The 24,848-nt window shown below is 69.3% G+C and carries 14 protein-coding genes and 4 pseudogenes; 10 read left to right on the forward strand and 8 right to left on the reverse strand.

Going from position 1 to position 24,848, the window contains the following annotated elements:
- Positions 1-92 precede the first annotated feature (92 nt).
- Genes ABAZ39_RS20450 through ABAZ39_RS20460 form a run of 3 tightly spaced genes read left to right on the forward strand, consistent with a single transcriptional unit; the run spans position 93 to position 5,319 of the window.
- On the forward strand, positions 93-1,604 hold the full coding sequence (locus tag ABAZ39_RS20450) for a tetratricopeptide repeat-containing glycosyltransferase family protein (protein WP_051658294.1): 1,512 nt from the start codon (positions 93-95) through the stop codon (positions 1,602-1,604).
- Positions 1,601-3,412 carry a tetratricopeptide repeat-containing glycosyltransferase family protein gene (locus ABAZ39_RS20455; RefSeq protein WP_040134589.1) on the forward strand — a complete coding sequence of 604 codons (1,812 nt, stop codon included), beginning with the start codon at positions 1,601-1,603 and terminating at the stop codon, positions 3,410-3,412. Before ABAZ39_RS20450 ends, ABAZ39_RS20455 begins: the two co-directional genes overlap by 4 nt.
- The gene (locus tag ABAZ39_RS20460; protein ID WP_051658295.1) at positions 3,412-5,319 is read left to right on the forward strand and encodes an O-linked N-acetylglucosamine transferase, SPINDLY family protein; all 1,908 of its coding nucleotides are present in this window, start codon (positions 3,412-3,414) and stop codon (positions 5,317-5,319) included. The genes ABAZ39_RS20455 and ABAZ39_RS20460 overlap by 1 nt, the downstream gene beginning before the upstream one ends.
- A 19-nt stretch (positions 5,320-5,338) precedes the next feature.
- On the opposite strand, the gene ABAZ39_RS20465 is transcribed toward ABAZ39_RS20460, so the two are convergent.
- The gene (locus tag ABAZ39_RS20465; protein ID WP_040134590.1) at positions 5,339-6,652 is read right to left on the reverse strand and encodes a tetratricopeptide repeat protein; all 1,314 of its coding nucleotides are present in this window, start codon (positions 6,650-6,652) and stop codon (positions 5,339-5,341) included.
- 502 nt (positions 6,653-7,154) lie between these two features.
- On the opposite strand from ABAZ39_RS20465, the gene ABAZ39_RS36230 reads away from it, so the two are divergent.
- Both ABAZ39_RS36230 and ABAZ39_RS36235 read left to right on the forward strand, forming a co-directional pair.
- Complete coding sequence (locus ABAZ39_RS36230; protein WP_160174844.1) at positions 7,155-11,810, forward strand: beta strand repeat-containing protein; 4,656 nt, start codon at positions 7,155-7,157, stop codon at positions 11,808-11,810.
- Complete coding sequence (locus tag ABAZ39_RS36235) at positions 11,810-11,983, forward strand: hypothetical protein (RefSeq protein ID WP_160174845.1); 174 nt, start codon at positions 11,810-11,812, stop codon at positions 11,981-11,983. Before ABAZ39_RS36230 ends, ABAZ39_RS36235 begins: the two co-directional genes overlap by 1 nt.
- A 148-nt stretch (positions 11,984-12,131) precedes the next feature.
- On the opposite strand, the pseudogene ABAZ39_RS20475 reads toward ABAZ39_RS36235, so the two are convergent.
- Together ABAZ39_RS20475 and ABAZ39_RS37065 are read right to left on the reverse strand one after the other, a co-directional pair.
- Positions 12,132-12,938 (reverse strand): annotated as a pseudogene (locus ABAZ39_RS20475) (acyl-CoA dehydrogenase family protein); the annotation flags it as partial.
- 24 nt (positions 12,939-12,962) lie between these two features.
- Entirely contained in the window at positions 12,963-13,250 is a 288-nt protein-coding gene (locus ABAZ39_RS37065) for a hypothetical protein (RefSeq protein ID WP_040134592.1), read from the reverse strand.
- Between ABAZ39_RS37065 and ABAZ39_RS37070 the strand changes: the two are divergent.
- From ABAZ39_RS37070 to ABAZ39_RS37080, 3 pseudogenes are all read left to right on the forward strand, one after another.
- Positions 13,156-13,362 (forward strand): annotated as a pseudogene (locus ABAZ39_RS37070) (hypothetical protein); the annotation flags it as partial. The gene ABAZ39_RS37065 and the pseudogene ABAZ39_RS37070 sit on opposite strands and share 95 nt — an antisense overlap.
- Before the next feature lie 160 nt (positions 13,363-13,522).
- Positions 13,523-14,515: pseudogene (locus tag ABAZ39_RS37075) on the forward strand (Ig-like domain-containing protein); the annotation flags it as partial.
- Between the two features lie 146 nt (positions 14,516-14,661).
- A pseudogene (locus tag ABAZ39_RS37080) lies at positions 14,662-16,662 on the forward strand (calcium-binding protein); the annotation flags it as partial.
- A gap of 148 nt (positions 16,663-16,810) precedes the next feature.
- On the opposite strand, the gene ABAZ39_RS20515 reads toward ABAZ39_RS37080, so the two are convergent.
- From ABAZ39_RS20515 to ABAZ39_RS20530, 4 genes are read right to left on the reverse strand one after another with little or no spacing between them, the layout of a single operon-like run.
- Entirely contained in the window at positions 16,811-17,974 is a 1,164-nt protein-coding gene (locus ABAZ39_RS20515; RefSeq protein WP_040134598.1) for an acyl-CoA dehydrogenase family protein, read from the reverse strand.
- A gap of 36 nt (positions 17,975-18,010) precedes the next feature.
- Positions 18,011-18,874 carry an HpcH/HpaI aldolase/citrate lyase family protein gene (locus ABAZ39_RS20520; protein WP_040134599.1) on the reverse strand — a complete coding sequence of 288 codons (864 nt, stop codon included), beginning with the start codon at positions 18,872-18,874 and terminating at the stop codon, positions 18,011-18,013.
- Positions 18,875-18,911: 37 nt separating this feature from the next.
- Positions 18,912-19,751 carry an HTD2 family dehydratase gene (locus ABAZ39_RS20525; protein ID WP_040134600.1) on the reverse strand — a complete coding sequence of 280 codons (840 nt, stop codon included), beginning with the start codon at positions 19,749-19,751 and terminating at the stop codon, positions 18,912-18,914.
- A 2-nt stretch (positions 19,752-19,753) separates the two neighbouring features.
- Positions 19,754-20,905 carry a CaiB/BaiF CoA transferase family protein gene (locus ABAZ39_RS20530; RefSeq protein ID WP_040134601.1) on the reverse strand — a complete coding sequence of 384 codons (1,152 nt, stop codon included), beginning with the start codon at positions 20,903-20,905 and terminating at the stop codon, positions 19,754-19,756.
- A gap of 356 nt (positions 20,906-21,261) precedes the next feature.
- Here ABAZ39_RS20530 and ABAZ39_RS20535 point away from each other — a divergent pair, with 356 nt between their 5' ends.
- Complete coding sequence (locus ABAZ39_RS20535) at positions 21,262-21,771, forward strand: response regulator (protein WP_051658297.1); 510 nt, start codon at positions 21,262-21,264, stop codon at positions 21,769-21,771.
- A 10-nt stretch (positions 21,772-21,781) separates the two neighbouring features.
- Here ABAZ39_RS20535 and ABAZ39_RS20540 read toward each other — a convergent pair whose 3' ends face one another.
- Positions 21,782-23,830, reverse strand: a complete 2,049-nt coding sequence (locus tag ABAZ39_RS20540) for a PAS domain-containing HWE histidine kinase family protein (RefSeq protein ID WP_247881667.1) — start codon at positions 23,828-23,830, stop codon at positions 21,782-21,784.
- A 427-nt stretch (positions 23,831-24,257) separates the two neighbouring features.
- Here ABAZ39_RS20540 and ABAZ39_RS20545 point away from each other — a divergent pair, with 427 nt between their 5' ends.
- A complete protein-coding gene (locus tag ABAZ39_RS20545) occupies positions 24,258-24,827 on the forward strand; it encodes a hypothetical protein (RefSeq protein WP_040134603.1) in 570 nt (189 codons plus the stop codon).
- The last annotated feature ends 21 nt before the right edge of the window (positions 24,828-24,848 follow it).

Genomic DNA, 24,848 nt, shown 5'->3' on the forward strand with positions numbered 1-24,848 from the left:
CCATCGGGAAAAGGGTTACCATCGGGCGCGGCAATTCCAAACCCATTTGCCGGGCCCATTTGCCGGGCCGACCGATTGGATGGAGAGGGTGGGTGATCGAGGCGACGTTCGATGGGGCCGGCGAAGCGTTCGACCGGTGCTTCGGCTCCGGACTGCGTCATGTCGACGCCGAATTGCTGGAAGCGGCGGCCTGCTCCTTCCGAACGGCGGCGGAGATCCGGCCGGAGCATCCGGTGGTCTGGTTCGTCCTAGGGCTGGTGCTGCGCGGCCTGGGGCGTGGGGACGGCGCGGCGGTGGCGCTGCGGGCCGCCCACCGCCTGCGCCCGGACGACGCCGACACGCTGTTCCAGTGGGCGTCGCTGCTCATCGAGCGCCGTCTGCCCAAGGAGGCGGTGGCGCCGCTTCTCCGTCTCGTGGCGCTGCGGCCCGGTTATCCGGACGCGGCGTTCAGCCTCGGCAACGCGTTGATGGCCGTGAACGAGCCCGAACGGGCCGAGGCCGCCTACCGCTTGGCCGTGCTGCTGGAACCGGGTTCGGCGGCGGCCAACAACAACCGGGGCGCGGCGCTGCTGTCGCAAGGACGGCCGGAGGATGCCGCCGCGAGCTACCGGCGGGCCGTCCGGCTTGAGCCGGGCTCCGCCGAGCATCACAAGAATCTCGGCGTCAGCCTGCTCACCGCCGGAAACTTCGCGGAGGGCACGGCCGAGTACGAATGGCGCACCCGCCAAGCCGTCTGGCAATGGAACCGCAACCGTCCCGGCACACCGCTGTGGGACGGCAGCCCGCTCGACGGCAGGACCATCCTGGTCCATTTCGAGCAGGGGCTCGGCGACACCGTGCAGTTCATCCGCTACATGGCCGTGCTCAAGGCGATGGGCGCCCGCACCATTTTCGAATGCCAGCCGCCGCTCAAGCGCCTCCTCGCCGACGTTCCGGGAATCGACGCGCTGGTGGCGCGCGGCGAGCCGCTTCCCGAGGCCGACTGCCTCCTGCCCCTGATGAGCCTGCCCCATCGCTGCCGGACGACGGTGGCGACGATCCCCGGCGGCGTTCCGTATCTGCGGGCCGATCCGGAGCGTGCGACGTTCTGGCGCCGCCGCATCGCCGAGGCGGGGCGGCCGGGCGAGTTCCGGGTGGGCATCCAGTGGCGCGCCGCGGGGGGCGACCGCTCGATTCCGCTGGAACGCTTTGCGCGCTTGTCGCACCTTTCCGGGGTGCGGCTGTACAGCCTGCAAAAGGCGGACGGACCCGGCCAATGGGAGCGGCCCGACGACCGGCTGGGAATCGTCTCGCTGCCGGACCGGGACGGGAAAGGTGAGGATGAGGGGTTTGTCGACACCGCCGCGATCATCGAGGGCATGGACCTGATCGTCGCCTGCGATTCCGTGGTCGGCCACATCGCCGGCGCCATGGGGCGGCCGGTGTTCCTGGCCTTGCCGTGGCTGGGAGATTGGCGCTGGATGCGCCTTCCAGACCGCACGCCCTGGTACCCGCGGACCCGTCTGTTCCGCATGACGCGCCGGAACGATTGGGACGGGGTGATGGCCCGGATCGCCGCCGAAATTGACGCTGCGGTCGCCCGCCGCACCGCGGGGGTGTCATGACGGACAGGATCGACGCGGCGTCCCGGCTGTACGGCGCCGGGCGGCTGACGGAGGCCATCGACGCCTGCCGGGCCGTGCTGGCGGTCGAGCCGGGGCGTTTCGATGCGCTCAACCTGCTCGGCGCCGCCCTGTTCTCGGCCGGCCAGGACGGCGCGGCCCGGGAGGCGCTGCGCGAGGCCGTCCGCGCCGATCCGGGCAATGCCGCCGCGCTGACCAATTTCAGCATCGTCCTGCAACACTGCCAGGAGTGGCCGGCCGCCGCACGCGCCTTGCGCGCGCTGGCGGCGGTGCAGCCGGAGTCCGCGCCCCTCTACAGCCGGTTGGGCACGGTGTTTCAGGAAATCGGCGACCTGGACGGGGCCGTCCGGTTCCTGGTCCGCGCCGCCCGGCTCGATCCCCGCCCGAGCGTGCAATGGTACAATCTCGGCCTGATCCGGATGCTCGCCGGCGACTTCACGGCCGCGGCGCGCGACCTGCGCCGGGCGATCGCGATCGCGCCCGAGGGGGGCCTCGCTTCTGTCCAGCTTGGCGAGACGCTGCTGCGGCTCGGTCGGCTGGACGAGGCCGCCGGGAATTTCCGCCGCGCGCTCCGGCTCGACCCGACCATCTCCGAGGCGGTCAACGGCTTGGCGCGCTGCGTGCGATATCGGGCCGCCACCGCGTACGCCGCCGGATCGGGGCTGGGATCGGGGCCAGGGACGCCAAAGGGGCTGGTCGTGCGCGGCGCCCTGGAGAGCGCCACGGGCTACGGCTATTTCTGCCAACGCTTCATCCGGACGCTGCGCCAGCGGGCCGTGCCCCTCCAGGCGATCGGAATCACCGGTCCGGAATCCTGGCAGGAGGAGGATCTCGACCCGCCGGTTTCCGCCAAGGCTTTGGTAAACTTCCTCATTCCCCTGGCGGTCGAACGGGTGCCCGGGCTGGCCACGGTGACCTTCTCGATGTTCGAGGGAACCCGCATCCCCCCGGCCTGGCGTCGCCAGTGCGAGCACAGCGACCTCGTCATCGTGCCCACGGAATCGTCCCGCATGGCCTGGGCGGCGCAGGGCTATCCGGAGGATCGTCTGCGGGTCTGCCCCCTGGGCGTCGATCCTGAGGACTCCGATGGCGGCGCGCCCGCCCCGACCATGGTCGATTCGCGCGGGCGGCTGGTCTCCAGCTACCGGCACCGCTTCGTCAACGTCTCGGATTTCATTCCCCGCAAGAACATCGACGGGCTGCTGCGGGTCTGGCTGCGCAGCACGGCGCGCACCGACGACGCGGTGCTGATCCTAAAGCTGGGCAAGGGAACCAATCCGGCGTTCGGCGCGGAACTCGGCGCGCTGGTGCGGCAGACGGAGGAGGCCGTCGGGAAACGGATGGCCGACGCGGCGCCGGTGGTGCTGATCAACCAGCTTCTGTCGGACGCCGACATGACGGGGCTGCTGCGGGCGGCGACCCATTACTGGAGCATGTCGCACGGCGAGGGCTGGGACCTTCCCCTCTCCAAGGCGGGCGCCTTGGGGTTGAGCCTGATCGCGCCGCGCCACTCGTCCTATCTGGATTATCTCGACGACCGGGTGGCCCGCCTGATTCCGGCGGCCGTCCGCCCCGCGCGCCTGCCCTACAGCGCGCAGCACTACGCGCCGTTCCACGGGCTCGACTGGTGGGACCCGGACGAGGACGCCGCGGCCGGCATCCTGACCGCCATCATCCGCGGCGACGACATCGGTCCCCCGTCGCCCCGCGACCATCTGGTGCAAGGCTTCACCTGGGCCCGTGCGGCGGAGCGGCTGCTCGCCATCCTCGACGACGCAGGCCTGCGCTGATGGGGAACCCGGCCGAAACGGCGGCGGTGCGGAGCTTCGCCGCCGCCCTGGAGCATCATCGCGCGGGCCGGCTCGACGCCGCCGAGGCCGTTTACCGGGCGATCCTGCGCGACGATCCCGGACACGCCCACGCCAACAACAATCTGGCCATCCTGCTGCGCGGCACGGGGCGGTGGGAGGAGGCCGCCGCCTGCTACCGCCGGGCCGTCGCGGCGCTGCCGGACGACGCGCCGATCCGCAGCAACCTCTCCTGCGCGCTGGCCGACCTCGACCGGCTGGCGGAGGCGCTGGCGGCGGTGCGCGTGGCGCTGTCCCTGTCCCCGGACTACGCCGACGCCTGGTTCAACGCCGGCAACCTCCTGAAGACGGAGCGGCAGCCCGAGCGGGCGCTCGCCGCCTACCGCCGGGCGCTGCGGCTGAAGCCCGGCATGGGCGGGGCCCACAGCAACATGGGCGACGTCTACCGCGACCTCGGGGAATCGAGCCGCGCCGTGGACTGCTACCGGGCGGCGATCCAGGCGCAGCCCGACCTGCCGCAACCCGTCGTCAACCTTGGCGAGGCGCTGAAGGAGCAAGGACGGATCACCGAGGCCATCGCGGTCTTCCAAAACGGGGTCGAACGCCACCCCGATCTGGCCCTGCTCCATTCCAACCTGCTGTTCGCCTTGCATTATACGCCCTGGGTGCCGCCCGAGGTCATCGCCCGCGCCCACGCGCATTGGAACGAGCGGCACGCCCGGCCGCTGATGCCGCGGAACCGGCGGTTCGCCAGCGACCGCAACCCCGACCGCCGGCTGCGGGTGGGCTATGTCTCGCCCGACTTCCGCGCCCACGCCTGCGCCCATTTCATCGAGCCCCTGCTGCGCGAGCACGACCGCGGCGCGGTCGAGATTTTCTGCTACGCCGCCTCGGATCATCACGACGCAATCACCGAACGCATGAGGAGCTTGGCCGACGGGTGGCGGTCGTTGACCAAGCTGGACGACGCGACCGCCGCCGCGCTGGTCGAGCGCGACCGCATCGACATCCTGGTCGATCTGGCCGGCCACACGGCGCACAGCCGGCCATTGCTGTTCGCCCGCAAGCCGGCCCCGATCCAGGTCGCCTGGCTGGGCTATCCCGACACCACGGGGATGACGGCCATCGACCACCGCCTGACGGATGCGGTCGCCGACCCGCCGGGCCTCACCGACGCTTGGCACGCCGAGCGGCTGGTCCGCCTGCCCAAGGGGTTTCTCGCCTTCCAGCCGCTGCGCTTCGTCACGGGGCGCGACGAACCGCCGGCGCTGGTCAACGGCTTCGTGACCTTCGGGTCGTTCAACAACGCCGCCAAGGTGACGCCGGAGGTGGTGCGGGTCTGGTCGGCCATCCTGGCGCGCGTGCCGTCCGCCCGCCTGTGCCTCAAGAGCCGCGCCTTCGCCGACGCGCCGACGCGCGCGCGCTATCTCCAGCAATTCGCCGGCAACCGCGTGGACCCCGGCCGTATCGACCTCCTTCCGCCGATGGACGTGATCGATCACCATTTGCAAGCCTACGACCGGATCGACATCGGCCTCGACCCCTTCCCCTACAACGGCACCACCACCACCTGCGAGGCGCTGTGGATGGGCGTGCCGGTGATCACGCTCGCCGGTCGTCATCACGTCGCGCGGGTGGGCGCCAGCCTGCTGACCCAGTGCGGGCTGGCCGAGTTCATCGCGACGGACGAGGCCGGCTACGTTGAAACAGCCGTCGCCCTGGCCGGGGACACGGCGCGTCTGGCCGCGCTGCGCCGCGGCATGACGAAACGGATGGAGCGCTCGGCGCTCAGCGACCACCGCGGCTTCGCGGCGGCGGTCGAGGCCGCCTACCGCGCCATGTGGCACTCCTGGCTCGGGCGCGAACGGGACGCCACGGCGGAACGCTGAGCGCCGGACGCCGGCCGTATCACCGGCCGGTGGTGCGGCGGACCTCCTCGCGCAGGGCGTCCGCGGCCCGGGCGAACACCGGCTCCCAATCCTGGTCGGGGCCTTGGCGGAACAGCCGCATGGTCGGGTACCAGGGCGTGCGGTCGCCGGAAAAGCCGTAGATCCAATAGGGAACATGCTGCACGAGGTTCCAGACCGGCTTGCCGAGGGACCCGGCGAGATGCGCCACGGAACTGTCGGTCATGATGACGAGGTCGAGCTGTTCCAGCATCGCCGCCGTGTCGGCAAAATCGTCCAGGTCGGGGCCGAGCGGCGTCACCAGATGGCCGGCGACGCCGCTGTCCGCGAGTTCGGCCTCGGGCGGACCCTTCTGAAGGCTGTAGAGCCGCACGCCCGGCACCTCGGCGAAGCGCAGGAACCGGGCGAGGCTGGTGGCGCGCCGGCCGTTGTCGCCGAAGGTCACCCTCCCCGACCACACGATCCCGACGCGCAGCGTGCCCGGCTCCCGCGCGCCGAGCCGATGGGCGGCCTTCGCGCGGGACGAGTCCGGAACGGTCAGGGACACCGGCGGCGGAACCGACGCCAGGGTGGTGCCGAACAGGCCCGGCAGGCTCATCTGCGACGCCTCGACGTCGAAGGCCGGCGGCGGGTCACCGGGTTGCAGGACGGCGTCGACGCCCAGCTCCGACAGCACCCGGCGCAACTCCGGATGGCAGTCGTACAGCACCCGGCCGCCCCACTCCCTGACCAGCGGCACGTAGCGCGCCGCCAGGATGGCGTCGCCGAACCCCTGCTCGGTGAACAGGTACAGGGTGCGCCCATTCAGCGATCCGCCGTTCCAGGCCCGCTCCGAAGGTGGCCGGCCATGGTAGGCGGCGAGCCGGCGCCGGGCCTCGTAATCCGTGAAGCCGTGAACGTAGTCGCCGATCTGGAGCCGGACGAGCGCCCGCTCCCACCGCAACTCGGGCGTGACGGTCCCGTCCGCCGCCGCCCGCTCGATCATCGCGAGCGTGTCCTTGAAGCGCCCCGCCTTGCGCAGGGCCACGGCGCAGTTGAAGAGAAAGGCCGGGGCTAGCGGTTCGAGCCGCAGCGCCTCCGCATGCGCGGCCAAAGCCTCGTCGAACCGGCCGGCTTCCACCAGGGCGTTGCCCAGATTGCTCCAGATGCTGGCGTTCTCCGGCGCGGCCTCCAAGCCCCGCCGGTGGCAGGCGATGGCGCCGTCCAGTTTTCCCGTGCGGCGCAGAAGGTGGCCGAGCATGCTCCAGGCGGCGCCGTCACGGGGATTGGTGGCGAGGAGGGCCTCCAGACTGGTCGTGGCCTGCGCATGATCCATCCTCGTCCCTCCGGCTGGCCGTGGCCGGACCGCCAGACCACGCTTGCCATCATAGACTCGTTTGATCGCGCGGCTGTCAACCACCCGCCCCGGAGAGCAATGCCGAGACCGGGCGTTCACGCGCATGAACGCAATCTTTGGATTCATATTGTTGCTTTTTGTAACCAATAACCGCCTTTACGAATATGTCGTTACGAAATGGATTGCTCATCTTCAAAAAGCATCAACTAATACGCGACAAATCAGGCGCGGCATGGACAAACGATCATGATGCACCGCGATCCAGTCCCGTACAGCTGAAGTTTTGCGTCGCCAACGCGCCATACCGAATTCCGCCGGCCGGGCCAATACCACCGCGGGAATTCGGGTTTTTGACCGACCATGCCTATAAAACATTAACTTTATTTACCCGCTTTTAAGAGGTGGTTGCCAGTCTGCAAAGACTGCCACGCTCTTGCTGCCACGGCCGCGGAGCCAAAAACGCCGATGCATGAGGGATGAGATGGCTGCTGGTGGAACTCTGACGCTCACGGGCGGCTCTGACTACGTGTTCTCCTCGACGGAGGTCTGGTCGGGCATCAGGGGCAACGGCAGCACCCAGGGCGTGCGGCTCAACACCCAGGGGCAGACCCTGAGCGTGTCCAACCTCGATCGCCTCATCGGCGGCACATCCAGCACCAGGAAGGACGTCGTCACGCTGGCCGGCACGGCCGGGAACACGATCACCGTCCAGGCCCTCGAAACCCTGATCGGCGGTTCCGGCAACGACCGGGTCCTGCTGACGTCCACCGGCGCCACCATGGTGGTGGAATCGCTTGAGACGATTCTCGGCGCGAACACCGGCACCTCCCTCATCACGCTCGCCGGCACCACCGGAAACACCATGTCGGTGGGCTATCTGAAATCGATGGTCGGCAGCGCCGGCAAGGACGTCATCAACATCAACGCCGCAGGCTCCATCGGCAGCACCATGGCGGTGGCCCTGATGGAGACGATGATCGGGACCGACGGCCTGGACCTCATCGCCACCATCGGCGGCACCGGCAGCAACACGATGTTCGTAAAAGGCATCGAGATTTTCCTCGGAAACTCCAGTGCTTCCGTTAATGATGTCGTCCATCTGGACAGCGGCGGCAACACGATCGGCATTGCCTTCCTTGAGACCCTCATGGGCGGCAGCGGCAACGATGTCGTGACGATGTCCTTCAAGACCGGCTCGGCCAATCTCCAGAGCACTGCCGGCACACTTGCCGTGTCGTCGATCGAAACGATCGTTGGTGGAACCGGCGGCCGAAACACCGCGATTCTCCTCGACGTCGGCAACACCATCACGGTGGCAAGCCTCAACACCCTGATCGGCGGCGGCGGCAAGGATGTCGTCAACGTCACGCTCCGGGACGGGACGGCGGTCGTTGGCGACGGGGGCATCCCCTGGAGCACGACCGGCAGCACGATGCTGGTGTCGCTGATCGAGACGATGATCGGCAGCGCCGGCGACGATGTGGTCGTCGCGCTCGACAACAACGGCATGACCCTCGCGGTTTCGGCGATCGAATCCGTCGTCGGCAAGACGGGCAACGACGTCGTCGTCCTCGGCACCGGCGGCAACACGATCCAGGTGGAGTCGCTGGAAACCCTGATCGGCAGCGCCGGCAACGACGTGGTGACGGTGCGCACCTCCCGGGGCGCCACCATGACGGTGTCGGCCGTCGAATCCATAGTCGGCAATGCAGGCACCGACGTCATCTACCTCGGCGCCGGTGGCAACACGGTCCAGGTCGAGGGGCTGGAAACCGTGATCGGCGGCACCGGCAACGATGTGGTGACCATCACCGACACCGCCGGCACCGTCTTCGTGTCGGGTGTCGAGACCGTCTACACGCCCTATCAGACACTGACGCTGAGCGGGACGGACACCTACGTCTCCCTGCCGCCGGCTGCCGTCGACACGACGCCGCCGTCGATCACCACGGTGTCGATCCCGGACGCGGTGATGAAGATCGGTGACACGGTGACCGTCACCATCACCGTGGCGTCGGACAGCGATACCTACACGCTGGGCAACGGCAGCACGGTCGGCGGCTTCGCGCTCGGCAACCTGACCAAAGTCGACGCGACCACCTACACCGCGACCTTCACGGTGACCAGCGGCGGCACCGACGTCGCGGCGGGTTCGGACGTGCCGGTCAACATCGTGCTGACCGACACCGCCGGCAACTCCAACACCCCCTACACCACGGCGATCAGCCAAGGCGCCGACCGCATCGACGCGAACCGGCCGACCATCACCTCGGCGGAGGTGAACGGCACGACGCTGACGGTCACCTTCGCCGAAGCCATGTCGGCGACCAGCGCCGCCGGCCTGACCGTCACGGTCGCCGGCCAGAGCCGCGTCGCCACCTACGCCAGTGGGTCCGGCACCGCCACGCTGACCTTCACGCTGGCCTCGGCGGTCACCCACGGCGAGACGGTGACGCTCGATTACAACCCGGGCACCGGCACCTTGACCGACACCGCGAGCAACGCTCCGGACACCGTCACCAACCAGTCGGTGACGAACAGCACCGCGGCGCCCGACACGACGCCGCCGTCGATCACCACGATATCGATCCCCGACGCGGTGATGAAGATCGGCGATACGGTGACGGTGACGATCACCGTGGCGTCGGACAGCGACACCTACACGCTGGGTGCCGGCAGCACGGTCGGCGGCTTCACGCTCGGCAACCTGACCAAGGTCGACGCGACCACCTACACCGCTACCTTCACGGTGACCAGCGGCGGCGCCGACGTCGCGGCGGGTTCGGACGTGCCGGTCAGCATCGTGCTGACCGACACCGCCGGCAACTCCAACACCCCCTACACCACGGCAATCAGCCAGGGCGCCGACCGCATCGACGCGAACCGGCCGACCATCACCTCGGCGGAGGTGAACGGCACGACACTGACGGTCACCTTCGCCGAAGCCATGTCCGCGACCAGCGCCGCCGGCCTGACCGTCACGGTCGCCGGCCAGAGCCGCGCTGCGACCTACACCAGTGGCTCGGGCGGCACCACGCTGACCTTCACGCTGGCCTCGGCGGTGGCCCAGGGCGAGACGGTGACGCTCTCCTACAACCCGGGCACCGGCAACCTGACCGACACCGCGAGCAACGCCCCGGACCTCGTCACCAACCAGTCGGTGACGAACAACACGGCGGACACGACGCCACCGTCGATCACCAACGTCACGATCCCCAACCAGCCGGCCCAGGTCGGCGACACGGTGACCGTGACGATCACCGTGGCCTCGGACAGCGACACCTACACGCTGGGCAACGGCAGCACGGTCGGCGGCTTCGCGCTCGCCAATCTGACCAGGGTCAGCGCGACCACCTACACCGCCACCTTCACCGTTACCGCCGACGGCCAGCGCACCGGCAACCTCGCGGCCAACCAGGACATCCCGGTCAACATCGTCCTGGTCGACAGCGCCAGCAACGCCAACACCCCCTACACCACCCCGATCAGCCAGAACAACGACCGCATCGACACCAACGCCCCGCCGGTCCTCGCCGTCCCCACCACCCCGCCGACGCTGGTCGACACCTCGGCCACCGACACCTTCCCGCTGATCGACGGCCAGCTCTCCGCGACCGATCTGGAAGGCGACACGCTGACCTACTCCGTCGCCGGATCGCAGGCCTCCCCGGTCCAGCACGGCAGCGTCACGCTCAGCAACGGCGTCACCTACGACACCTGGTCCACCGGGCCGGGCGGCACCGCCTACGTCAACAGCCAGACCGGCCACTACGCCTACGTCTTCGACGCCGCCTTCCTCAACGGCGTCCCCGCCGGGCCGATGCAGGGCACCGGCACCTTCACCGTCTCCGACGGCAACCGCACCGTCGAGCGGCAGCTCACCCTCAACTTCACCGGCGCCAACGACAGCCCCATCCTGTCCAACGACGTCCGCAGCCTGGCCGCCATCGACCAGGGCATCGCCGACGCCGCCAACACCGGCACCACCGTCACCGACCTGCTCGCCTCCGCCGGCACCGCCACCGACGCCGAGTACGACAGCCCCTTCCCGCTGGTCACCGTCCTCCCGCTGGGCATCGCCGTCACCGGCGTGACCAACACCAACGGCACCTGGCAGTACAAGGTCGGCAGCGGCGCCTGGACGGACATTCCGACGGGTTCGTCCAACGGCTCGGCACTGCTGCTCGCCGGGTCGGACCGCGTGCGCTTCGTGCCGAGCGGGTCGGGCTTCACCAACACCGACACCGGCGGCCTGACCTTCAAGGCGTGGGACCGGACCAGCGGCACCGCGGGCAGCACCGCCGACACCAGCACGGACGCCTACAGCACGGGCAGCGCCACCGCGACGATCTCCGTCGACGCCGTGCCGACCCTGACCGCGACCGGCGGCAGCAAGACCTTCGGCGTCGGGGTGGACGCGTCGACCAGCCTGTTCAGCGGGGTGGCGGCTTCCACGGTGGAGGCGGGGCAGAGCTTCCGCGGCGCGGTGTTCACGGTCAGCAGCGTGGTCGACGCCACCGAGGTCCTGACCATCGGCGGCACCGACGTCGCCTTGACCAACGGCGCCACCGCCACCCTGACCGGTCTTGGCACCGCGGGCGGCAACGCCAGCGTCACCGTCTCGGTGGTCGGCGGCGTCGCCACGGTGACCGTCACCGGCCTGGAGCGCAGCGACGCGCAGATGAACGCGCTTCTGGGCGGCGTCACCTACAAGAACACCAGCGCGACGGCGACGCTGGGCGACCGCACGGTGGCGGTCGCCAGCCTGACCGACAGCGGCGGCGCCACCGGAGCCGCGACCATCTCCGGGGTCAGCACGGTGGTGAGCGTGGCCGACGTGACGCCGCCCGTGGCTCCGGTGGTCACCAGCGCGGCGCTGACCAACAGCGCCACGCCGATCATCGCCGGCACGGCGGAGGCGGACAGCACGGTCACCGTCACTATCGGCGGGGCGACCTACACCACGACGGCGACCAACGGCAGCTGGTCGATCAACCTCGCCACGGCGACGCCGGCCTCCGGGTCGCTGAGCCTCAACGCCAACGGCACCAACGCGGTGTCCGTCACCGCCCGGGACGCGTCCAACAACACCTCCACGGCCGGCACCCAGACGCTGACGCCGGCGGGTCGGTGGTGATGGACTTCGAAGTGGGAGTGGACCGCCTGGCCTTCTACGAGGCCGGCGTCGACCTCGGCGCGGTGATCCGCTCGGCGCGGGTGGAGGGCGGCAACACCACGCTCGACGTCGGCGGGGGCAACCGCATCACCATCCTCGGCCAGACCGGCAACGTCGCCGCCTGGTTCGGCTGAGCGGCGGCGGCGCAGCGCGCTCCGCAAACGAAAGGCGGGTGCCGGGGCCTTCGGGCTCCGGCACCCGCCTTTTTCTTTGCGGGCGGTGGGTCAGCTCAACCCCGGAGGCGGCCTTCAGGCTGCCTCCGGCGCCGACGCAACCGGGCGCTCAGTAGGACTTCGGCAGGTCCAGGACATGCTCGGCGACGTAGGCCAGGATCAGGTCGGTGGAGACGGGGGCCACCTGATACAGCCGGGTCTCGCGGAACTTGCGCTCGACGTCGTATTCGCTGGCGAAGCCGAAGCCGCCATGGAACTGCAGGCAGGCGTTCGCCGCCTCCCACGAGGCCTTGGCGGCGAGGTACTTGGCCATGTTGGCCTGGGCGCCGCAGGGCTCCCCGGCGTCGTAGAGTCGGCAGGCCTCGAAGCGCATCAGGTTGGCGGCCTCCACCTCGATGAAGCTCTCGGCGATGGGGAACTGCACGCCCTGGTTCTGGGCGATCGGGCGGCCGAACACCTGACGGTCGCGGGTGTAGTCGCACACCTTGTCGATGAACCAATAGCCGTCGCCGATGCATTCCGCCGCGATCAGCACCCGCTCGGCGTTGAGGCCGGTCAGGATGTATTTGAAGCCCTGCCCTTCCTCACCGATCAGGTTCTCCGCGGGGATTTCCAGATTGTCGAAGAACAGCTCGTTGGTCTCATGGTTGACCATGTTGCGGATGGGCCGGACGGTCATGCCCTTGGCCATCGCCTCCTTGATGTCGACGATGAAGATCGACATGCCCTCCGACTTCTTGCGCACCTGATCGAGCGGCGTGGTGCGGGCGAGCAAAATCATCAGGTCGGAATGCTGGACGCGGGAGATCCACACCTTCTGCCCGTTGATGACGTAGCGGTCGCCCCTCTTCTCCGCCCGGGTCTTGATGCGGGTGGTGTCGGTGCCGGTGGTCGGCTCGGTGACGCCCATCGAGGTCACCGTCACTATCGGCGGGGCGACCTACACCACGACGGCGACCAACGGCAGCTGGTCGATCAACCTCGCCACGGCGACGCCGGCCTCCGGGTCGCTGAGCCTCAACGCCAACGGCACCAACGCGGTGTCCGTCACCGCCCGGGACGCGTCCAACAACACCTCCACGGCCGGCACCCAGACGCTGACGATCGACACCACCGCGCCCAACGCGCCGGCGGTGACCAGCGCCGCGCTGAGCAACAGCGCCACCCCGATCATTGGCGGCACGGCGGAGACCGGCAGCACGGTGACCGTCACGGTGGGTGGGGCCACCTACACCACGACCGCCACCAACGGGACCTGGAGCCTCAACCTCGCCACGGCGACGCCGACCTCCGGATCGCTGAGCCTGAACGCCAACGGCACCAACACCGTCTCGGCGACGGCAACCGACGCGGCGGGCAACACCTCCTCGGCCGGCACGCAGACGCTGACCATCGACACCACAGCGCCCAACGCCCCCACCGTTACGACGGCGCTGAGCAACAGCACGACGCCGACCCTCACCGGGGCGGCCGAGACCGGNCAGCACGGTGACCGTCACGGTGGGCGGCGCCACCTACACCACCACCGCCACCAACGGGACCTGGAGCCTCAACCTCGCCACGGCGACGCCGACCTCCGGCACGCTCAGCCTCAACGCCAACGGCGCCAACCCCGTCTCGGCCACCGCCACCGACGCGGCGGGCAACATCTCCTCGGCCGGCACCCAGACGCTGACCATCGACACCACCCTGCCCGACGCCCCGACGGTGACCAGCGCCGCGCTGAGCAACAGCACCACACCCACCCTCACCGGCACGGCGGAGGCGAATGCCACGGTCACCGTCACCATCGGCGGCGCCACCTACACCACCACCGCCTCGGGGACCGGCGCCTGGAGCGTCAACCTCGCCACCGCCACTCCGACCGCCGGTTCGCTGAGCCTCAACGCCAACGGCACGAACGCCGTCTCGGCCACGGCAACCGACGCGGCGGGCAACACCTCCTCGGCCGGCACCCAGTCGCTGACCATCGACACCACGGCACCCAACGCCCCGGCGGTGACCTCGGCGACGCTGACCGACAGCGCAACGCCCACCCTCACCGGCACGGCGGAAGCGGGCAGCACGGTGACCGTCACCATCGGCGGCGCCACCTACACCACGACGGCGACCAACGGCAGCTGGAGCCTCAACCTCGCCACCGCGACACCGACCTCCGGGTCGCTCAGCCTCAACCCCAACGGCACCAACGCCGTCTCGGCCACCGCCACCGACGCGGCGGGCAACACCTCCTCGGCCGGCACCCAGACGCTGACCATCGACACCACCCTGCCCGACGCCCCGACGGTGACCAGTGCCGCGCTGAGCAACAGCACCACACCCACCCTCACCGGCACCGCCGAGACCGGCAGCACGGTGACCGTCACCATCGGCGGCGCCACCTACACCACCACCGCCACCAACGGCACCTGGAGCCTCAACCTCGCCACCGCGACACCGACTTCCGGCTCGCTGAGCCTCAACGCCAACGGCGCCAACACCGTCTCGGCCACCGCCACCGACGCCTCGGGCAACGTCTCCGCGCCGGGCACCCAGACGCTGACCATCGACACCACCCTCCCCGACGCCCCGACCGTCACCACCGCGCTCACCAACAGCACCACCCCACCCTCGCCGGCACCGCCGAGGCCAACGCCACGGTCACCGTCACGGTGGGCGGCGCCACCTACACCACCACCGCCTCGGGGACCGGCGCCTGGAGCCTCGACCTCGCCACCGCCACCCCGACCGCCGGCTCGCTCAGCCTCGACCCCAACGGCGCCAACCCCGTCGCGGCCACCGCCACCGACGCCGCCGGCAACGTGTCGAGCCCCGCCACCCACACGCTGACCGTCGACACCACCCCGCCGACGGCCAGCGTGCTGTTCGACGACGACAGCATCGACGCCATCGAGCAGTCCAGCACCGCCTTCACCATCAGCGGCGGCGAGGCCGGCGCCGCCTTCACCTGGACGATCACCTCCGCCGGCGGCGGCCAGGTCTCCGGCAGCGGCGTGATGAGCGGCCCGACCGCGCAGGTCGGCGGGCTCGACCTCTCCGGCCTGGGCGACGGCACGCTGACCCTGACGCTCGCCCTGACCGACCCGGCGGGCAACGCCTCGCTGCCCTTCACCGCGACGACGCAGAAGCTCACCGCCACCGTCGACAAGCCCGCCCCCGTCGCCCCGCCGCCGGTCGCCACCGTCGACGGCGCCACCGTCACCGGCGCGGTCACCACCAACGGCGACGGCAGCCGCACCACCACCGTGACCATCGAGGCCAGCACCGGCACCCGCGTCGAGGACACCAGCACCGCCAACCCCGACCTCGCCGACGTCCCGGTGGTGCGCGAGCAGGTGGTCGACGCGCAGACCGGCCAGGTCTCCACCCAGACCACGCTGACGGTCAGCGTCTCCACCGGCGTCGCCGTCACCGCCACCGGCGGCGCCGAGCGGCAGACCGCCGCCCAGGCGCTGACCGGGCTGACCGGGCTGATCGCCGCCATCGAGGCGCGCACCGACGAGGGCACCGCCGCGCGCGGCACCCTGACCGGCGGCGGTTCGGGCTTCCTCTCGGTGCTGTCGGCGCAGGCCCAGCTTCTGGTCCGCGCCATCGACTTCACCGCGCCCGGCGTGGCCGCCGGCCAGGCGGTGCAGACCAAGGTGACCGGCACCACGCTGGGCGGCACCGGCCCGACCAGCACGGCGCCGACCGCGGTGGTGCTCAACACCACGGGCCTGACCGGGCCGGTGACCATCCAGCTCGACAACGTCGAGTTCGCGGCGGTGGTCGGCAACGCCACGCTGGTCGGCGGCGACGGCGAGCAGATCGTCTACGGCGACGACCACGAGCAGTACATGCATCTGGGCGAAGGCGACGACCTCCTGCACGGCGGCGGCGGCAACGACACGATCACCAGCGCCGGCGGCAACGACACGCTGTACGGCGACGAGGGCGACGACCTGGTGCACGGCGGCGAGGGCGACGACTGGCTGTTCGGCGGGTCGGGCAACGACCTGATCGGCGGCGGCACGGGCGACGACCGCGGCTTCGGCGGCGAGGGCGACGACGTGCTGTTCGGCGAGGAGGGCGACGACACGCTGACCGGCAACGAGGGCAACGACACGCTGAGCGGCGGGGCGGGCAACGACCTGCTGTTCGGCGAGGAGGGCGACGACCTTCTGTACGGCGACGAGGGCGACGACACGCTGAGCGGCGGGGACGGCAACGACACGGCGCTGGGCGGGTCGGGCCACGACCTGATCGCTCTGGGGTCGGGCAACGACCTGGGGCTGGGCGGGGACGGCAACGACACGCTGTTCGGCGAGGAGGGCGACGACACGCTGTTCGGCGGGGCGGGCGACGACGTGCTGCACGGCGGGGCCGGCAACGACGTGCTGTTCGCCGACGGCGGGGCGGACACGCTGTGGGGCGGCGAGGGCGCGGACGTCTTCGCCTTCGGGCGCAACTCCGGCGGGTCGGTGGTGATGGACTTCGAAGTGGGAGTGGACCGCCTGGCCTTCTACGAGGCCGGCGTCGACCTCGGCGCGGTGATCCGCTCGGCGCGGGTGGAGGGCGGCAACACCACGCTCGACGTCGGCGGGGGCAACCGCATCACCATCCTCGGCCAGACCGGCAACGTCGCCGCCTGGTTCGGCTGAGCGGCGGCGGCGCAGCGCGCTCCGCAAACGAAAGGCGGGTGCCGGCGCCTTCGGGCTCCGGCACCCGCCTTTTTCTTTGCGGGCGGTGGGTCAGCTCAACCCCGGAGGCGGCCTTCAGGCTGCCTCCGGCGCCGACGCAACCGGGCGGTCAGTAGGACTTCGGCAGGTCCAGGACATGCTCGGCGACGTAGGCCAGGATCAGGTTGGTGGAGACGGGGGCCACCTGATACAGCCGGGTCTCGCGGAACTTGCGCTCGACGTCGTATTCGCTGGCGAAGCCGAAGCCGCCATGGAACTGCAGGCAGGCGTTCGCCGCCTCCCACGAGGCCTTGGCGGCGAGGTACTTGGCCATGTTGGCCTGGGCGCCGCAGGGCTCCCCGGCGTCGTAGAGTCGGCAGGCCTCGAAGCGCATCAGGTTGGCGGCCTCCACCTCGATGAAGCTCTCGGCGATGGGGAACTGCACGCCCTGGTTCTGGGCGATCGGGCGGCCGAACACCTGACGGTCGCGGGTGTAGTCGCACACCTTGTCGATGAACCAATAGCCGTCGCCGATGCATTCCGCCGCGATCAGCACCCGCTCGGCGTTGAGGCCGGTCAGGATGTATTTGAAGCCCTGCCCTTCCTCACCGATCAGGTTCTCCGCGGGGATTTCCAGATTGTCGAAGAACAGCTCGTTGGTCTCATGGTTGACCATGTTGCGGATGGGCCGGACGGTCATGCCCTTGGCCATCGCCTCCTTGATGTCGACGATGAAGATCGACATGCCCTCCGACTTCTTGCGCACCTGATCGAGCGGCGTGGTGCGGGCGAGCAAAATCATCAGGTCGGAATGCTGGACGCGGGAGATCCACACCTTCTGCCCGTTGATGACGTAGCGGTCGCCCCTCTTCTCCGCCCGGGTCTTGATGCGGGTGGTGTCGGTGCCGGTGGTCGGCTCGGTGACGCCCATCGACTGGAGGCGCAGCTCGCCCGCCGCGATCTTCGGCAGGTAGCGGCGGCGCTGCTCTTCCGAGCCGTGCCGGATCAGCGTGTTCATGTTGTACATCTGGCCGTGGCAGGCGCCGGAATTGCCGCCCGAGCGGTTGATCTCCTCCATGATGACGGAGGCTTCGGTCAGGCCGAGGCCCGAGCCGCCGTATTCCTCCGGGATCAGGGCGGCCATCCAGCCGGCTTTGGTCAGCGCGTCCACGAATTCCTCGGGATAGCCGCGCTCCTCGTCGATGCGGCGATGGTACTCGCTGGGGAATTCGGCGCAGAGCGCGCGCACGGCGTCGCGGATCTCGTCGAAGCCCTGACCGATGCTGGTCTTCATGTCTCGTCACCCTGCTTTTTTGATTGTTGCCGTGTTTCAGGCCGTGGGGGCGCTGCGCGCCAGGATGGCCTTCGCCCTCTCGGCGACCGGGCGGTCGACCATGCGCCCGTCCACGGACACGGCGCCGCGCCCCGCCGCCTGGGCATCGTCCCACGCCGCGACCACCCGCCCGGCCCAGGCCACGTCGGCGGCAGAAGGGGCGAAGACGTCGCGGACGACGGGCAGCTGGGCCGGGTGGATGCACAGCGCGCCGGTCATGCCGACGGCCCGCGCCTGCGCCACCATGGCGCGGTAGGCGTCGAGGTCGCGGAACTCGGCCAGCGAACCGGGCAGGCCGATCGCCGCGAGACCGCGGGCGGCGGCGGCCAGCGCGATCTGGCGGCACGGCAGGGCGAGCAGCGCCTCGGTCGGCTCCACCCCCAGCGTCAGCGCAAAATCCTCGCTGCCCAGCGCCAGGGCCGCCACGCGCGGGACGGCGGCGATCCCGGCCAGCCGCTCCAGTCCCAGCGGACTCTCGATGAGGGCGACGAGGCCGATGGCGCCCGGCATCAGGCCGCGCTCCGCCTCCCACTCCGCGATCATCGCGGAGAGGACGCGCAGCGCCCCGGCGTCCTCGGCCTTGGGCACCACCAGGGCGGCCACGCCGGGGCGCACCGCGGCCTCCAGATCGGCGACGGCGTCGCGCCAGCCGCTGTTGATCCGCACCAGCACCGGCACGCCGAGCCCGTGCAGCCGGTCGATCGGCGCCGGGAGACCACGTCGGGCCTCCGGCTTGCCGGCGGGCAGGACCGCGTCCTCAAGGTCGAGGATGAGGGCGTCCGCCCCGCGCTGGTGGGCCTTCTCCAGCAGCTTCGCGTTGTCGGCGGGGACGAAGAGATAGGATTGATACGGCAGGGACATCAGACGTTTCCTCCAACCGAGCCGCAATGCGCCGCCGTCATGACCGTTCGGCCTCCAGCTCCGCGGACATGGCGACGAAGCCCTCGTGATCGGTCACCCACAGCGTGGCACCGGTGTCGGTCGGCACGCCGCACAGGGTCAGCGGATGGATGTCGAACAGCGGCCGCTTCGCCCGGAAGCGGAAGCCGGTCACCCGCGCGCCCGGATTCTCGCGCAGGAACAGGTCCATCAGCATGGTGGCGCTGAGCGGGCCGTGGAACACCAGCCCCGGATAGCCCTCGACGTCGCGGCAATAGTCGCGGTCGTAATGGATGCGGTGGCCGTTGAAGGTCAGGGCGGAGTAGCGGAACAGCAGCACCGGGTCGGGCTGGATGCGCCGCTGCCACACCGCCTCGCCGGTCGGGCGCTCGCCGGGGACGGGGGCGTCGCCGGGCTTGGCGGCCTCGCGGTAGACGATGTCGTGGAATTCGGTGATGGCGACGCCGGCGGCGGTGCTGATTTCGTGCCGGACCTTCACGAAAACCATCCGGCCCGAGCGGCCCTCCTTCGGGGTGACCTCCTCGATGGTCGAGCGGCGGGAGATCGCCTCGCCGCTGCGGATGGGGCGGTGGAAGGTCAGCGTGTCGCCGGCCCACATGCGGCGGGGCAGCTCCACCGGCGGCAGGAAGCCGCCCTTGTGCGGGTGGCCGTCCTCGGCGATGTCGCGCTGCAGAGCCTTGGGCAGGAAATACAGCCAATGCCCGAGCGGCGGCACCTCGCCCGCCGGCCAGGGCGGGTTGTCGTGGTCGAGCGTCGCGGCCAGTCCGGTCAGCGCCACCGGCGACGCGACGTCCTCGGCACTTTCCGACCGGCCGATCCAGTCGCGCAAATGGTCCATGGTCATGCTCCCCCCTGTTGTTCAGCAATTTCACGCCGGACGGCGTCGGTGTGTTGGCCCAGCGCCGGAACGGCGCCGGAGGCGTAGGGTCGGCCGCGCACCTGCACCGGCGGCGCCACCACCTCGACCGGTCCGCCCGGCGTCTCGGCGGTCACGCGGCGCAACTGCGCGTGGGTGGACAGGTCGGCCACCTCGTTCAGCGAGCCGAAGGCGGTGCGCGCACGGTTCAGGCGGCGCACCGCCTCGGCGTGGTCCATGGTCCGGAAGATGGCGGCGACGAGCGCGTCCAGCTCTGGGCGGTTGGCGACGCGGCGGTTGTTGGTCGCGAAGCGCTCGTCGGTCGCCAGCTCCGGCCGCAGCAGAACGTCGGCGCAGAAGGCCACCCATTCGCGCTCGTTCTGGATTGACAACACCACCTGCCGGCCATCGGCCAGGGCAAAGGCGGAATAGGGGGCGATGCTCGGGTGCATCAGCCCGACCCGTCCCGGCGCCTTGCCGCCATGGTCGTGGTGCATCAGCGGCACCATCATCCACTCCGCCAGCGAATCGAACAGGGACACGCCGACCGCCGACCCCTCGCCGCTGCGCTCGCGCTCCAGCAATGCCTGGAGGACGCCGGTGTAGGCGTTCATGCCGCAGGCGATGTCGGCCACCGACACGCCGACGCGCCCCGGCTGGTCCGGCGATCCGGTGATGGAGGCCAGCCCGGTTTCGCTCTGCACCAGCAGGTCGTAGGCCTTCATGTCGCGGTAGGGGCCGTCGTCACCGTAGCCGGAGATGTCGCAGGTGATCAGCCGGGGATGGCGCCGCCGCAGGACGTCCGAGCCGAATCCGGCCCGCTCCGCCGCGCCCGGCGCCAGATTCTGCACGAAGACGTCGGCGCGGGCGATCAGCCGCTCCAGCAGTTCGGCGTCCTCGGGCGTCTTGATGTCGAGGACAACCGATTCCTTGCCGCGGTTGAGCCAGACGAAATAGGAACTCTGCCCGTGGACCACGGCGTCGTAGCCACGGGCGAAGTCGCCCTCCGGCCGTTCGATCTTGATCACCCGCGCCCCGGCGTCGGCGAGGCGCGACGTGCAGAGCGGTGCCGCCACCGCCTGCTCCAGCGAGACGACCAGAAGTCCCGACAGAGGTCCAGCCAGAGGTGAAGTCATCGTGCAAAGCCTCCGCTGTGGGCCAGGGCCAATCGTCCGTGGCCGCGATGGTAAACAGCCGGACCGGCCCCGATCCAATACAGATGGGGCATGCATCGCATAACGAAGCGCTATGAGGCCAAGGCGCCAGGGCGCTTCTGCAAACCGGTGGCGGGTTGCGGATGCATCTGCCTGGAAGACCTGTCGGCGGTTAAGCGCCGCTGTCAGCCTATGGGCTTTCCACAAACGCCAATAGGGAGCACGACACGGAAGTGATCAGATTGGCCGGTTCACTTGTTGAAGGCAGTGCCGCATCATGTGTGCCTGTCGGCTGATGTCGGTCCAGGGGATCTATGAAGCGGCAGGGAGGCAGCGGAATGGCCGTTGTGCTGAAGGGACTGCGCGTCCTGGTGGTCGAGGACCGCGGCCTGATCGCCGGCAAGATCACGCGCGCGCTGGAGACGGCAGAGTGCGTTCCCGTCGGGCCGGCTTCCACGTTGAAGGCTGGCTTCGACCTGCTCACGTCCGAGGGCGACGGCCTTGGGGCCGCGGTGCTCGACATCGACCTACGCGGCGAACTCGTCTACCCGCTCGCCGAGGCGTTGCGGGCGCGCTGCGTGCCAATGATATTCGTCACCGGCTTTGCCGCGAGCGCCATCCCGGAACCCTGGACGACGGTGCACCACATCAGCAAGCCGTTTCGCGACACGAAGCTTCTAACCTGCCTCAAGGCCGCGCTCTCCGGCCGGCCGGCGCAGCCCGCCCCCTCGCCCGCGGTTCTCAGCGATGCCTATTCGCGCGCCGTAGCGACCGTCCTGGAAACCCGGAACCTGATCGAGGAGACCCGCATCCTCCTCCCGAAGCGCGGCGCCCCGGAGCAGAACTGAGCGCCTCCGATCAGAAGTGCGGCAGTTCGATGGCGCAGCGAACGCCGTCCGGGCCGATCTCCAGCCGGGTCTTGGCGTCCAGGTCGTAGGGCAAGACCTCCTCGATCAGCTCCCGTCCAAAGCCGCGTCGACCCGGCGGCGAGCGCGGCGGTGACGCCGGCGTCTCCTCCCAAAGCAGCCAGATCCGCTCGTCGTCGTGCTTGCCCCAGGTGATGGACAAGCGCCCGCCGGACGACGTCAACGCTCCGTGTTTCAGCGCGTTGGTCATCAACTCATGCAACGCCAGCCCGAGCATCTGCACCTGGTTCGGTTGCAACCAGATCTCCGGGCCCTCCGCGTGTACCCCGGATTCCGAGTCCGCCCCGTGCGCCGCCAATTCCAGGCGCGTCAAGTCACTCAGGTTTACGCCTGGCCCGCTGCGCGACAGCAGCGCCTGGCTGCGCCCCAGAGCTTCCAAGCGCAATTCCAAGCGTTCCCAGAAATCTTCCAGGGTGCTGCTGGCCGTCTTGGTGCGCTCCGCTACGACGGAGACGACCGTCAGAAGGTTCCGGGTACGGTGCTGGAGTTCCGCAACAAGGACCTTCATCCGCTCGGCCGCTTCTTTCCTCTCGGTGATGTCCTCGTAAAGAACCGTGAACCGCTGGCCGCGCCGTGGGTAGACGTGCGCCTCGTACCACCGGCCGAGCGTGGCCACTTGGTTTTCGACCCGCTCAGGGCGACCGTCTCGGACGATGCGATCGTATGTCGCGATCCACCAGTCGTCGAAATTTGGGATGACCTCACGCACCGTCCGGCCCAGCACCTCAGCCACGGGAATGCCGGTCAGACGCTCGTATGCAGGATTCAACTCGATGTACCGAAGATCGGTGGCGCGACCATCGGGATCGCGGATCAGCTCGCACTCCGCATAACCCTGATCCATCGATTCGAACAGAGAGCGGTATTTTTCCTCGCTCTCGCGCAGGGCGATCTCGGCGGCTTGCCGCTCGATGATGTCGGCAGCTTGGCGGGCGAGCAGATCCAGCAACTGAAGGGACCGTTCATCGGGTCGTCGTCGTGTCCGATAATGCGTGGAGAACATCCCCACTTTCTGTCCCGAGCGGCTGATCAAAGGCGTGGACTGCACCGCTCGGACACCGGCTCGGAGTTGGATGTCCAATGCGGGGGTGCCAATGAAGATCGGGCTCGTTTCGACATTCTCGATGATGACGCGCTCTCCACGTTCGAGCGCCGTACCGCAAACACCCTGGCCGAGCGCGACGGTGTCCCAGAAGTCGAGCCACCATTGCGGGAAGCCCCGATGCGCGACAATCCGCAAGTCCCCGGTCGCGGGCGCGAGCAATTGGATGTTGCCCATATCGGCATCGGCGATGGCGATGGCCGCATCCACGATCTCGGCAAGGACCGGAGCGATGTCGCCTTTACGCACGAACATCGCGCCGATCTTGTGCAAACGGGTCATGGCGTCGAGGTCCTTGGCCCGCTCACGTTCGGCAAGGACCCGCGCGGTCGTCTCAATGGCCGTATTGATCAGGCCGGAGACCGCGCCAGTTTCGTCGCGTACTGGGCTGAACGAGTAGTCGAAAAACACCTCCTCGGTCTGGCCCCCGCGCGGGAGCAGAAATCGGGCGTTCTCAAAAGAAAGTGGATTGCCAGCCAGGGCCTGAGCAATCTGAGGCTCCGTGATGTCGCGCGCCTCCTCCCAAACCTCCAGAAATGGCCGGCCGAGGGCGTCGGGCTTGTTGCCGAGCAAGGGACGATAGGCATCGTTGGGGAACGTCAGAAGGTCTGGCCCCCAGGCCAGGGCCATCGGAAGAGGTTGATCGAGAACCATGGTCAGCGCATTGCGCAGCGAGAGCGGCCACCGCTCCAGGGGGCCAAGCGGCGTCGCGCTCCAGTCATGTCCCCGGATGCGGTGTCTCATTTCACCTTCGCCGCGCAACCAGTCCAGGCGCGCAGGCGCCGCAATTCGGGTCACCCCGTGGGCCGAGCCACATTGAAAGGACGTGGTCCCTTCAACCGGTATCGCGTGTTCCCGGAGGGCCTTGTTGCGCTTCATTCTACGACCCTCGATCGATCACATTCCGAGATAGCGGGCTGAACGGTCGGTCGGCCGCGCATGCAGGTGCCGGCCGATGGTCACTCGGTCCCGAGGTGCTTGCCCAGAATATAGGGCTTCGGGTTCGCGGCTGTCAGCTTGGCCAGCCTGTCGATGAACTCGCGCGGTCCGACAAGGGCCAGACAGGGATCATGCCACGGAAGTGGACGAACTGTCCGATACGCTGGTGGTGTCCGGAAAACCAATGATTTGGATAACGGTGGCGACGAAGGTCACTTGGTTAGGGCAGTCATACTCGTAATTCCCATTCACCTACGCGGGCAGCCCACTTGTCGTCGTCGATGCGACGGTTCAGCCTCGACGGCGTGTCTCTTCCAACGTCCGCAGCCTTCCGATGGGCCGACTCCTCGGCCGGAAAGGAGACGTGATGGGAATTCTCCTGGCCTTCGCGCCCTTCATCGCCTTCGCCGTCCTCGACCGACTGGTCGGGCCGGTGGAGGGACTCATCGCCGGTGCCCTCGTTTCAGCCACCATGCTGCTGCGCGACTGGATGAGCCCCGGCAGGACACCGAAAATCCTCGAAGTCGGCACGGTGCTGCTGTTCGGTGGGTTGGCGCTCTACGCCGTGGCAGGCGGACCGGCCCGGTCCGTCATGGGGGGGTCCGTCATGGGGGTCCGGCTGCTCGTCGATGCAGGGCTCCTGCTGATCGTGCTGATCTCCATCGCGCTGCGGCGCCCCTTTACGCTGCAGTACGCGCGGGAGCAGGTTGCCCACGAATTCTGGGACAGCCCGAACTTCATCCACACCAATTACGTGATCACGGGCGTGTGGGCTCTGGCGTTCCTCGTGCTGGTGATCGCGGACCTCACCCTGCTCTACCGGCCCGATCTTCCGCCTCGCTTCGGCATCGTCGCGACCGTGCTGGCGCTGGTCGGCGCGATCAAGTTCACATCCTGGTACCCGGAGCGTCGTCGGTCCGCTGCCGGCACGGTGTGAATCCTATGTCTTCGGCCGTGC

The organism is Azospirillum argentinense (genome assembly GCF_000632475.1).
Lineage (GTDB): Bacteria > Pseudomonadota > Alphaproteobacteria > Azospirillales > Azospirillaceae > Azospirillum > Azospirillum baldaniorum.